The following is an 11,735-nucleotide window of genomic DNA, read 5'->3' as shown; positions in this document are numbered from 1 at the left end:
CCTGCCGTACCTCCAGAAAGGGTTCGCATGAAGAAGCTGGAGCCGCTCGCCTGGGTCGGGCCCGCGGTCTTGCTGATCGCCGCCGTCGTGATCTGGCCGGTGATCGAGATGATCCGGTCGTCGTTCCTGCAGATCAGCCGGTTCGGCGTGGTCCGGGAGGGCAACTTCCCCGACAACTACACGAAGGTCTTCACCTCGAAGGACTTCGGGGACATCATGGTCCGCAGCGTGATCTGGGTGATCGCGGTCGTGGTGCTCACCGTGGTGATCTCCCTGCTGCTGGCGCAGCTGTTCAACCAGAAGTTCCCGGGACGCAAGCTGGCCCGCTGGGCGCTGATCGCGCCGTGGGCGGCGTCGGTGCTGATGACCGCGATCGTGTTCAAGTGGATGCTCGACCCCGAGGTCGGTGTCATCAACCTGATCCGGCGTGACCTGGGCGTCTTCCTGAAAGACACCTTCGGCATCGAGCCGAGCTCGCTGGGGTTGCTCGGCGCGATGGGCGGCACCTCGGCCGACCAGCTCGGCCAGGCCTCCACCGCGATGCCGTGGCTGATCTTCGTGGCGGTGTTCGTGTCGGTGCCGTTCACGACGTACGCGCTGCTGGCCGGCCTGGCCACGATCCCGGCCGACATCTACGAGGCGGCCAGGATGGACGGCGCCTCGAAGTTCCGGACCTACTGGTCGATCACGCTGCCGCTGCTGCGGCCCGCGCTGACCGTCGCGGCGCTGATCAACGTCATGAACGTCTTCAACAGCTTCCCGATCATCTGGGCGATGACGAAGGGCCAGCCGGGTTACGACACCGCGACGTCCACGATCTTCATGTACATCCTGAAGGGCTCCGACATCGGGGCGTCCGCGGCGATGTCGGTGGTGAACTTCGGCATGGTCATCGTGCTGACCATCATCTTCTTGCGGGTCTCCCGCTGGAACAGGGAGGTGGCGTAGGTGAGCACGCAGACCGCTCCCGCCCCGCTGAGCCGGCGGCGGCACCATCACCACCAGCGCCCGCGCCGCTCGCACACGATGCCGCGGGTCAAGACGACGCTCATCGCCGGGCTCGCGTACCTGATCGGGTTCGTCTTCCTCTTCCCGTACCTGGTCATGGTGCTGATCGCGCTGCGGCCGCAGAACGAGCTGCGCACGGCACAGTGGTTCCCCGACACCTGGGACCTGTCGGCGATCGGCGGGTTCTGGCGGGGCGGGCTGGCCGACAACCTGCTGGTCTCGTTGCAGGTCGCGATCGGCTCGACGTTGCTGGTACTGATCGTGGCGCTGCCCGCCGCGTACTACACCGCGCGGCACAACTTCAGGGGACGCACGTTCTTCCTGATCCTGGTGCTGGTCACGCAGATGTTCCAGCCGACCTCGATGGTCGTGGGCATCTACCGGGAGTTCTTCCAGTTCGGTCTGGTGGACTCGGTGTGGTCGCTGATCCTGGTCAACGGCGGTTTCAACCTGGCCTTCGCGGTGTGGATCCTCAACGCGTACTTCTCCAGCATCCCCCGTGAGCTGGAGGAGGCGGCCTTCATCGACGGCAACGGGCGGATGGGCGCGCTGTTCCGCATCACGCTCCCCCTGGCCATGCCCGGCGTGATCACGGCGCTGATCTTCACGTTCATCGCCGCGTGGAACGAGTTCGTCGTCGCGCTGACCCTGACCACGAGCCCGGAGAACCAGCCGCTGCCCGTGGCGCTGCACTCCTACATGGGCCAGTACTCCGTGGACTGGCAGGGACTGTTCGCCGGATCGGTGATCGCCACGATCCCGGTGATCATCCTGTTCGCGCTCATCGAGCGGAAGGTGGTCGGCGGTCTCACCGCCGGCTCGATCAAGTAGGCCATTCCCAGCGGGCGACCTCCTCCCGCCCCGCCCTTCGGCCGCCGCGCGATCCGCGGCGGCCGAAGTGTTCTTCTCAGAGAAAGAACGTGCGCAGGTCGGCGACCAGTACCTCAGGCACCTCCATGGCGGGGAAGTGGCCGCCGCGGTCGTACTCCGCCCAGTGCACGACCTTGTGCTCGCGTTCGGCGATGCGCCGCACGCCGGTGTCGCCGGGGAAGACGGCGACGCCGTGGGGCACTCCCGAGTACGGGCTCTGCCCGCCCCAGGCCGCGGCGCCCTCCTTGTAGATGCGGGCCGCCGAGCCTGCCGTACCGGTGAACCAGTAGACGCTGATGTTGGTGAGCAACTGGTCGCGGTCCACTTCCACGCCGGCCCACTCGTGGAACTTCTCGGCGATCCAGGTGAGCTGGCCGGCCGGGGAGTCGTGCAGGCCGTAGGCGAGGGTCTGGGGGCGGGTCGACTGGATCATGGCGTAGCCGAGAGCCTCCGTGTCCGGATATATCGCCATCCGGGCGCTTTCGGCCTCCGTCAGGCCCTCCAGCTCGGCCGGGTCGCCCGTCGGAAAGCCGAGGCCGCCGTTGACGTGCACGCCGACCACCTTGTCCGGCGCCACGCGGCCCAGTTCCGGTGCGATGACCGAGCCGGTGTCGGTGCCGTGCGCGCCGTAGCGCTCGTAGCCGAGGCGTTCCATGAGCGCCGCCCAAGCCCTGGCCACCCGCTTGAGGTCCCAGCCCTTCTCGCGGGTCGGGCCGGAGAAGCCGAAGCCCGGGATCGACGGCGCGACGACGTGGAAGTCCCGGGCCAGCGGTTCGATGACCTTCATGAACTCCACGAACGAGCCGGGCCAGCCGTGGGTGATGATCAGCGGCAGGGCGTCCGGCTTGGCGGAGCGTACGTGGACGAAATGGATGTTCTGCCCGTCGATCTCGGTGGTGAACTGCGGGAGGGCGTTCAGCGCGGCTTCCTGGGCCCGCCAGTCGAAGCCGTCGGCCCAGTAGGCGGCGAGCTCGCGGGCGTAGGAGAGCGGGACGCCGTAGGACCAGCCGACCCCGGGTAGTTCGTCTGGCCAGCGGGTGCGGGCCAGACGTTCGCGCAGGTCGGTGAGGTCGGCGTCCGGGATGTCGATGTGGAAGGGCTTCATGGGGACGACTCTAGGAACGGCCTAGGTCAGATACCGTCCTAGGTTGTGAGGTTGCTTTCTTTGCTGGGTCTCCTGCAGACCCACCGGGACTGGTCGGGGACCGAACTGGCCGAACGGCTGGGTGTGTCCACGCGAACCGTCCGGCGCGACGTGGACCGGCTGCGCGAGCTCGGATACCCGGTCAACGCCACCCCGGGCGCGCCGGGGTACCGGCTGGGCGCGGGGTCACGGCTGCCACCCCTGCTGCTGGACGACGACGAGGCGGTCGCGGTGGCCATCGGGCTGCGTACCGGCGCCGGGGGCACCGTGGCCGGGCTGGAGGAGGTCTGCGTGCGGGCGCTGGCCAAGCTGGAGCAGGTGCTGCCCTCCCGCCTGCGGCATCGGGTCGACGCGCTGAAGGCGGTGACCGTGCCGATGCCGCTGGGCGGTCCCGCGGTGGATCCCGGCGTGCTGTCCGCGATCGCGGCCGCCGCGTGGGCGCGCGAGTGCCTGCTGTTCGACTACCGCGCGCACGACGGCACACCGAGCAGGCGTACGGCGGAGCCGTACCGGCTGGTGCATTCAGGACGGCGCTGGTACCTGGTCGGATGGGACGTCGAGCGGCGCGACTGGCGCACCTACCGCGTCGACCGGCTCACCCTGCGCACCCCGAACGGCCCCCGCTTCACGCCCCGCCCGCTGCCCGCCGACGACCTGGCCGGCTACACCTCGCGGCGGATCGCCAGCGCGCCCTACCGCCACCAGGGCCGCTTCACCGTCCACGGGTCCGCCGCCGCCGTGAGCGAGCGCATGACCGCGACCTCCGGCGCGATCGAGCCGATCGACGAGCACACCTGCGTGGTCAGCACCGGCTCCGACTCCCTGGACGAGCTGGCGCTGTGGGTGGGGCGGCTCGGCTTCCGCTTCGAGACGCACGAGCCGCCCGAACTCGTCGAGCACATCCGCGCATTGGGAGAAAGACTGCGGAACTCGGTTCCTTGAGGAACGGCTCCTGAGCCGCCCGGCCGATAACCCGTTGCGCCCTCAATGATCGCTCCCCTACTGTCGGAGCACCAAGAGCCACTACCTGGATGGGTAGTTGAAGCGCCTCCACGCCATGGGCGCGAACACCGCCGGCGCCCCTGCCCTGCTTGTCACAGGGCCGGGGCGCCGCCGTATGTGTACCACTGGCTGTGGTCGAGGAGCTGGCGCGGCGTGACCGTCCAGCCGACCTCGCTCCCGAACGGTTCCACCGGCACGTCGATCAGCTCACCCGGCAGGAAGTGGGCGGCCGAGCCGTGCCTGGCCTGCCAGTCGGCCCAGAGTTTGTCCACGAAACAGTGGTTGAGGAAGAACGCCGGGTCGTTCGGCGCCGAGGCGGGCAGCATGCTGCCGCCCATCCACACGTGGGCCCGGTTGTGCATGACCGGACCACCCGGCCAGCCCTCGACGAGGTTGCGGAAGCCGGCGCTCGCCGAGGAGTCGTACGGCGCCTGGTCGTAGAGCGAGGTCGCCATCGCCTGACTGACCAGTCCGGCCCCGGACGGCCGGTCCGCCCCGACGCCGAACTCCCTGCGCAGAAACTCCCTGTTGTCCTCGCGGACGTTGAGCGGCCACTGCCCGTGGCGGAAGGCGAACGGCCCCTCCATCACCTGCTGGTCGCCCTGGCGTCCGTTGCCGCCGAGGAAGTCCGGGGTGAACGGCGTCGCGCCGCCGCTCTGCTGCACCGTCCAGTCCCAGTACGGCAGCGCCACCCCCAGCTGCGTCTCGAAGTGCACCAGCATCGCCCGGTGCCAGGGCAGGAAGCCGGCGTGCATGTGGGCGTTCCACCCGTGCTGGGCGAAGGCCCTGCGGTGCAGGTCGACGAAGTAGTCGTACGCGCCGCTGCGCTTGAGCCGCAGGAAGGCGTCCACCAGTGCGGACTTCTCGGCGGAGCTCAGCGCGGCGGCGTTCTTGCGCAGGCGGGCCGCCCTGCGCCGGCCGCCGGAGTCGGGCTGCTCCAGCTTCACCTTCGGCGCCGGTGGCCGCTCGACCAGCTTGGCGCCGCGCAGCAGCTCGACCGCCTCGATCGCCACGCCCTTGAGCGTGCGATGGCTGGAGTACAGGTTGAGCTCGCTGATGAACCTGCCGTTCTGCTCCATGATCTCCAGGGCGGCGCCGTCGACGAACACCGACCTGTTGAGCAGGCCGTGCATCTCATGCCCCGACGGGCAGATCCTGATCTTTCGGCCCTTGTGGGTGAGCTCGACACACCCGTCGATGGGCGGCGGACCGGCCAGGAACGGCACCGCCCCCATCGCCATCAATACCTGCCGCCTGCTGGCACCGGACATGGGGCACCTCCTTCGCGATCTTGCTACCCGGAGATCCCTCTAGAGCTGGGCTGAGTATGCGCAAGATCATTCCAGGAGTTCGCCGCCCCGGGGTCTGTGCCCCGGGGCGGCGTCCCGCGTGCCCTACAGGCGCTCGATGATCGTGACGTTGGCCTGGCCGCCGCCTTCGCACATCGTCTGCAGGCCGTACCGGCCGCCGGTGCGCTCCAGCTCGTGCAGCAGCTTGGTCATCAGGATCGCGCCGGTGCCGCCCAGCGGGTGGCCCAGGGCGATGGCGCCGCCGTTCGGGTTGACCGTGGCCGGGTCGGCGCCCAGCTCCTTGATCCAGGCCAGCGGGACCGGCGCGAACGCCTCGTTGATCTCGGTGACGTCGATCTGGTCGATCGACATGCCCGCCTTCTTCAACGCCTTCCGGGTGGCCGGGATCGGCGCGGTCAGCATGTACACCGGGTCGTCACCGGTCAGCGCGAGCTGGTGGATACGGGCGCGCGGGGTCAGCCCGTGATCCTTGACCGCCTGCTCCGAGGCGATGAGAAGCGCGCCGGAGCCGTCGGAGATCTGCGAGGAGGTGGCGGCGGTGATCACGCCGTCCTCCTTCAGCGTCTTCAGGCCCGCCATCTTCTCCAGCGTCGAGTCCGGGCGGGGGCCCTCGTCGTCGTGCACGCCGTTGACCGGGACGATCTGGTCCTTGAAGTGGCCGTTCGCGATCGCCTTGGCGGCACGCTGGTGCGACTCGTAGGCGAACCGCTCCAGTTGCTCGCGGGTGAAACCCCACTTCTGGCACATCAGCTCCGCGCCGCGGAACTGGGAGATCTCCTGCTTGCCGTACCGCTCGACCCACATCTCGCCGAAGGGGAACGGCATGCCCTTCTCCAAGGCCGCCGTGATCGACGAGCCCATCGGCACGACGCTCATCGACTCCACTCCGGCGGCGACCACGAGGTCCTGGGTGCCGGACAGGACACCCTGCGCGGCGAAGTGGATCGACTGCTGCGAGGAGCCGCACTGCCGGTCGATCGTGACGCCGGCCGTGGTCTCCGGCAGGCCGGCGCTGAGCCAGGCGTTGCGCGCGATGTCCATGCTCTGCGGGCCGAACTGCATGACGCAGCCCATGATGACGTCCTCGACCGCGACGGGGTCGACGCCGGTGCGGTCGATGAGCGCCTTCAGCGTCTGCGCGGCCAGGTCAGTGGGGTGGACGGTGGAAAGGCCGCCCTTCTTCTTGCCGACCGGGGTCCGGACCGCCCCGACGATGTACGCCTCTGCCACAGTGCCCTCCATGAAACCGAGCAATATTCGGTTACTGGGCAGACTACAACAGAACGATGCTCTACAGGAGGTCTCCGGGAGCGTCGATACGGAAGCACCACCGGTCCACCGCGATGCCCTGCAGCCCCTCCGCCAGCGACAGCGCCAGCGCGCCGACCTTCTCCAGGTCGTCGCCGCGCAGCTCCACCGCCGTCAGCTCCGTCGCGAAAGGCAGCAGATCCCGTACGGCCGGCGGCCGCGTCTTCAGCGGCACCACGACCGCGCGGAACCCGGTGCCCTCGAAGGCGTCGTCCTCACCGGGCTCGGCTTCGAGCAACTCGGCCAGTTCCTCGTCGGCCGGCCGTACCGGGAGGATCACCGCGGCGCCGCGCTGCACGCCCTCGTCGGACGGATCGCTCACCTCACCGCGGCACACCGCCAGCCCGCCCAGCCGGAACGCGATGCCCTCGGCCAGGTAGCGGTCGAAGTAGTCGAAGGGCAGCGGCCCCTCGGCCGCCACCCGCAGCGCCCAGACCGTTTCGAGCTCGCCGCCCACCAGCTCGGGCTCCGCCTCGACGGCCGCGTGGATCCTGGTGTCGGCGGCCAGGATGTCGCCGCCGTCCGCGCGGGCGTCCGGGTCGGCCAGTTGCACGATCCGCAGCAGTTCGGCTGGATCCGGCTTGGCGGACACCGCCGCCGTGGGGCCAGTACGCAGTCGCCGCTTCGCCATCCAGCCCATGCGCGTGTCCTCAGCTTCTGTAGGAGCTCGTCATTGTCGCGTAGACGATGATGTTGTCGGTGTAGTGACCGATGTTGCGGTTGTAGTAGCCGCCACAGGTGATCAGGTGGAGCTGGGCGTTGTCGCCCTGGTCGCCGTAGACGCGCTGGGTGGGGAAGGTCGTCTTCGCCGCCTGCTCCACGCCGCCCACGGTGAACACCGCCGTCACGCCGTCCTGCCGCTTGACCTCGATGGTGTCGCCGTTGCGGATCTCGTACAGGCGGCTGAACACCGCGGTGCCCCGCCGCGTGTCCTTGTGCCCCAGCATCACCGACGGCCCCGCCTCACCCGCGGTCGGCCCGTGCCGGTACCAGCCGACCAGGTTCGGATTGTCGATCGACGGGACCTGGATGGCGCCCCGCTTGTCCAGCCCGATCGACGAGATCGGCGCGTTGATGCCCAGCCGCTTGATCACGATCCTCTTGGGCGTGGACGGCAGCATGGCGGGCGCCGGATTGATCGGCGGCAGGGGCGGCGGCACCGTGGGCTCCGCCTTGAACAACGCCTGCTGCGGCGCCCCGGTGTTCTTGCCGTCCGGCTGCGCCCCAAGATCAAGACTGTCCCGAGCCAGCCCATACTCCTGCGGCGACCCCGCGACGATCAGCAACCCGGCCACAACCGTCACCACTCCGGCGATGGCCGCGAGAATCAGCGTGATCCGCAGCCCGCCACCCTGAGACCCCTGCCCGGTCACCCTCAGCCCCGGTTGAGCCCGCGCCGCCGGACCATCAACCCACCGGCACCCGCGGCCAGGATGAGCAGTGAACCGGTAAGAATGAACATCCGCCCATCAGGCCCCATGTCCCCACCACCACCGGTGTCCGCCCCGGCCTTGGGAGTCTTGGTGACCTTCCCGTTGTTGTCCTTGGGCGTCTCGGTGACGAACTTCGTCGTGGTCTTGGTGGGTTTGGGGGTTGTCGTCGTGGGGGTCGGGGTCGGCGTCGGCGTGGGAGTCGGCGTAGTCCCGTTACCCGCAGTGACGGTCATGGTGTACGTCTTGAGGTTCGTCTGTGTCGTTGAGCACTTGACCAGCGAGTTCGTCGTCGAAGTCCCGATGTAGATATCGCTTGGCGTCAGCGTGACGGTGCCCGCGGTGGTCGCTTTGATCTTGATATTGAGCGAAGTCGGCAGTGTGAGATCCGCACCGGCAGAGCCTGTGATCGTCGTCTCACCTGAGGCTGTAGCGGGAGCCCCCGCGCCGCTCGCCTTGACGGTGACGATGAACTTGGTGCTGGACGTCGCGCCCACAGGCACCTTCAGCGTGTCACTGCCAGTCTGGATGGCCCCGCTCCACGGGATGTTTGCCTCAGTGTTGGCCACGGCCGCCGGCGGAGTGAGTGCCACCTTGATGTCGGGATATGCCGGGTACTCGGCGTCAGCGGTGTTCGTGGCCGTACAGGTGTATTCGACGATCTCGGCGGTCCCGTTGCCGCCCCCGGTGCCGATGGTGAAGCTCAGCGACCCCGGCTTGATCTCCACCATCGTGCCCGTCGTCGCTGCCGTGATCTTGAAGACTACGCTCTTGGCCGGGACCGTCGTGGACTGCGCGGTGATGGCTCCGCCCGGCTTGGTCCCGGTCTCGGCGTTGCCCCCGGTGACGGTGGGCGTCCAGCCGACGTTCAAGCTGGAAGCCGTCGTGGGCGCGGTCGCCAGTGTGAGCGTTGGGATCTCCAGGGTGACGTCGAAGCTGCCTCCGGCCGTCACCGAACTCGCGACCGTGCTCAGACTGACCTGGATCGACGTGTTGGTGACGGTGCCGGCGGTGCAGTTGAAGGTGGCCGTCTTGGGGCCCTTGTCACCGGTGCCCGTGCCGATCGGGACCTTGAGCGTGGCATCGGGCGTCGTCGCGGCCGTGCAGGTCGAGGTCATGTTCGACTGTGCCGCGGTGGCGGGCGCCTGGAGGAAGGTGGAACCGGCGACGAAGATGAGGGTGCTTGCCAGCCCCAAGGCGGAAGTCTTCTGGGCGAGGCGGCGCCGCGCCTTGGACGTCAGCACTGTCTATCTCCGTTTCAGCGCAGGTTCAACAGGCGTACCAGGATTCCAGCGATTGGTCACGGTTAGGTTGAGATCGTACGAACTGACCCTGTAAATCTCCTGTAAACCTGAAAACCGGAACCAAGAACCGGTCAACCCTTCTTCTTGGACAGGGTCGCATACACGATGACGTTGTCGGCGTAGCTGTGGGCCGACTTGTTGTAGACGCCGCCGCAGGTCACCAACCTGAGCTGGGCGTCGGTGGTGTTGCCGTACACGCGGTTCGTCGGGAACGTGGACTTGCTGACCTGCTCGATGCCGCTCACCGTGAAGCGGGTCACCTTGCCGTCCGAGCGGTACACGTAGATGGGGTCGCCCTTGGTCAGCTCGGCCAGGCGGTTGAAGACCGCGGGGCCTTTGCGGGTGTTCACGTGGCCGTTGATGATCGACGGGCCGATTCCGCCGGGGATGGGGCTGTCGCGGTACCAGCCGGTCAGGTTCGGCTTCGCCAGGGACGGGACGCCCAGGGCGCCCTTGGAGTCGAGGGTCACGGCGCCGATCGGGGCGTTCACCTTGATCTTGGGGATCTTGATACGCGTCGGCCTGGCCTTCTTCGCCGCCTTTTTCGCCGGCGGAATGGGAGCCACGGCCGGGACGGCGGCCAGCGGCGGCGGGGCCTCCAGCCTGGCCGGGGTCAGCGGGACGTCCTTGCCGCCCGGCCCCACGGTGGGCGACAGCATGAAGGCGCCGGCGTTCTGGATCTCGATCGGCGTCGGCTGCTCGCCGTTCTCGGCTGGGCGGGGGGCGGCGGCTCCGGCCAGGACGCCGCCGGGGCCGCCTTCCACTCTCGGGGCCAGCTGCAGCACGCCTACGGTCACCGCGACCACACCGGCCAGCGAGCCGGCGACCAGCAGTCCGGGCAGTGCCCGGTTCATGGCTTTCTTCCGCTCACTCATCACTTCGCTCCTCCGGCGTGCGCGGCGCGGCGCCGCCGTACCAGCAAGCCGCCCGTCGCGCTGACCAGCAGCAGGGCCGAACCACCCGCGATCAGCCCGTACGGCCCGCCCGCCGCCTCCGCGGGCGCTTCACCCGTGTCCACCCCGCCCTTGGGCGTCTTGACCACCTGGGCCTTGATGAAGCGGGTCGTGGTCGGCGAGGCGGAGGCGCGGGTCGTCGGGGTCTTCACGGCACCCGGTACCACGCCGACGTGCCACGGGTCCTGGTTGTTGTCGCCGTTGTTGTTCGGCGGCGTGGTCGTCGGGGTGTTGGTGGGGCTGTTCGTGCCGGTGGGCGTCTTGGTCGGCGTGGGTGTCGTCGGCGGCGGACTGCTGGGCGTGCCCGGGACGTCCACGTCGATGCTGCCGCCGCCACTGGTGATCGTGCAGGTCGCCTCGTGGTGCTTGGGCGGCTCGGGAAGAGCTCCGGTGATCACCTTGAAGGCGTCGAGGTAGGCGCGTCCGGCGGCGGTGTTCTCGACCTCGATGACGTGCGGCTTGTAGTCCCTCTCTGGCGAGGTCCACAGGACCTCCTTGGCCTTGGTGCCGGTCATCGGGGTCCCGTTGACATCCTTGCCGGGCTCGACGAGCGGGTCGGTGATCGGCTGGCCGTCGAAGGAGACCTTGATGGGGCTCAGGTTCTGCTCGCGCCGGCCGATGTACTCGACCTGCGTGCCGGTGAACTCCAGCTTGGCCACCGCGTTCGCCGTCGTGGTGGTGTGCAGGTCGAGCTCATGGTCGCCGTAATGCGCCCCGGGGTGGGTGAGCGACCAGCCGCCGGTGTAGTCGATCGCCTCGTGGGTGTTGTTGACCATCACCTCGCCCTGCGCGGGCGTGAACCGGACCACGAGCGCGCCCGGCTTCACCCGGACCTTCCCGGGCCGCTGCACGGAACCGGCGTCCGACAGTCCTTCCGGCAGCACCATCTGGGTACCGGGGACGAGCAAGCCCTGCTCCTTGCCGCCCCTGGGGCTCAGCGCGCCGTTCCAGGCGCCGGTGATGTCGACAACGCCTTCCAGGCTGAGCAGCGAGCCTTCGGCGAAGAAGCCGGGCGAGCCGAACCGGCGATCGCCCAGGTACTTCAGCGACCAGCCGACCTCCAGCTGCCCAGCAGAGTTGATCTTGGGGGTGACGCCGGCCTCGAGTTCGACCGGGATCGTGCCGGCGACGCCGCCGGCGCAGCGGTAGGTCACATTGAGTGTGGCCGCCTGGCTGGGGCTGGACAGCCCGACCACGAAAGCCGCGGAGGCCGCTAATCCGACCGAAGAGGCAACCACTGCCTTACGCCACCGACTCATGGGTTACTCCGATCACCCAGGCATACCAACGGTAGATCTTAGGGCTGGAACGACCGCGAAAGCGGCCATATGTGGCGGTGGCCGTGACTTGTGATGAAGCCGTGTCACTACCGTCACGATGACAGATTCCCGCGTTCACCGATCTCC

At 68.6% G+C, this 11,735-nt stretch carries 11 protein-coding genes; 3 read left to right on the top strand and 8 right to left on the bottom strand.

All coding sequences use genetic code 11. The features are described from left to right. Positions 1-27: 27 nt before the first annotated feature. Positions 28-948, top strand: a complete 921-nt coding sequence (locus ACIBKY_RS00740) for a carbohydrate ABC transporter permease (protein ID WP_397093377.1) — start codon at positions 28-30, stop codon at positions 946-948. Then, the gene (locus ACIBKY_RS00735; RefSeq protein WP_397093376.1) at positions 949-1,839 is read left to right on the top strand and encodes a carbohydrate ABC transporter permease; all 891 of its coding nucleotides are present in this window, start codon (positions 949-951) and stop codon (positions 1,837-1,839) included. It abuts the gene before it with no gap. Positions 1,840-1,915: 76 nt separating this feature from the next. Here ACIBKY_RS00735 and ACIBKY_RS00730 read toward each other — a convergent pair whose 3' ends face one another. Further along, positions 1,916-2,983, bottom strand: a complete 1,068-nt coding sequence (locus ACIBKY_RS00730; RefSeq protein WP_397093374.1) for an epoxide hydrolase family protein — start codon at positions 2,981-2,983, stop codon at positions 1,916-1,918. A 45-nt stretch (positions 2,984-3,028) separates the two neighbouring features. Here ACIBKY_RS00730 and ACIBKY_RS00725 point away from each other — a divergent pair, with 45 nt between their 5' ends. Next, on the top strand, positions 3,029-3,964 hold the full coding sequence (locus ACIBKY_RS00725; protein ID WP_397093373.1) for a helix-turn-helix transcriptional regulator: 936 nt from the start codon (positions 3,029-3,031) through the stop codon (positions 3,962-3,964). A gap of 152 nt (positions 3,965-4,116) precedes the next feature. On the opposite strand, the gene ACIBKY_RS00720 is transcribed toward ACIBKY_RS00725, so the two are convergent. The 7 genes from ACIBKY_RS00720 to ACIBKY_RS00690 form a co-directional block, all read right to left on the bottom strand. Continuing rightward, complete coding sequence (locus ACIBKY_RS00720) at positions 4,117-5,295, bottom strand: tyrosinase family protein (RefSeq protein ID WP_397093372.1); 1,179 nt, start codon at positions 5,293-5,295, stop codon at positions 4,117-4,119. Between the two features lie 123 nt (positions 5,296-5,418). Further along, positions 5,419-6,564, bottom strand: coding sequence for an acetyl-CoA C-acetyltransferase (locus tag ACIBKY_RS00715; RefSeq protein WP_397093371.1), 1,146 nt, complete (start codon positions 6,562-6,564; stop codon positions 5,419-5,421). A 61-nt stretch (positions 6,565-6,625) separates the two neighbouring features. Continuing rightward, positions 6,626-7,282 carry a hypothetical protein gene (locus tag ACIBKY_RS00710; protein WP_397093369.1) on the bottom strand — a complete coding sequence of 219 codons (657 nt, stop codon included), beginning with the start codon at positions 7,280-7,282 and terminating at the stop codon, positions 6,626-6,628. A 10-nt stretch (positions 7,283-7,292) separates the two neighbouring features. Continuing rightward, positions 7,293-8,015 carry a class F sortase gene (locus tag ACIBKY_RS00705; RefSeq protein ID WP_397093367.1) on the bottom strand — a complete coding sequence of 241 codons (723 nt, stop codon included), beginning with the start codon at positions 8,013-8,015 and terminating at the stop codon, positions 7,293-7,295. Positions 8,016-8,017: 2 nt separating this feature from the next. After that, positions 8,018-9,316 carry a hypothetical protein gene (locus ACIBKY_RS00700; RefSeq protein WP_397093366.1) on the bottom strand — a complete coding sequence of 433 codons (1,299 nt, stop codon included), beginning with the start codon at positions 9,314-9,316 and terminating at the stop codon, positions 8,018-8,020. Between the two features lie 131 nt (positions 9,317-9,447). Then, positions 9,448-10,251 carry a class F sortase gene (locus tag ACIBKY_RS00695; RefSeq protein ID WP_397093364.1) on the bottom strand — a complete coding sequence of 268 codons (804 nt, stop codon included), beginning with the start codon at positions 10,249-10,251 and terminating at the stop codon, positions 9,448-9,450. Next, positions 10,251-11,483: a hypothetical protein gene (locus ACIBKY_RS00690; protein ID WP_397093363.1), complete on the bottom strand. Its 1,233-nt coding sequence runs from the start codon at positions 11,481-11,483 to the stop codon at positions 10,251-10,253. Before ACIBKY_RS00690 ends, ACIBKY_RS00695 begins: the two co-directional genes overlap by 1 nt. Positions 11,484-11,735 lie beyond the last annotated feature (252 nt).

The organism is Nonomuraea sp. NPDC050394 (assembly GCF_044459065.1).
Taxonomy (GTDB): Bacteria; Actinomycetota; Actinomycetes; order Streptosporangiales; family Streptosporangiaceae; genus Nonomuraea.
Note: the sequence above shows the minus strand (reverse complement) of the source record. Positions and strands in the feature narration are given on the sequence as shown.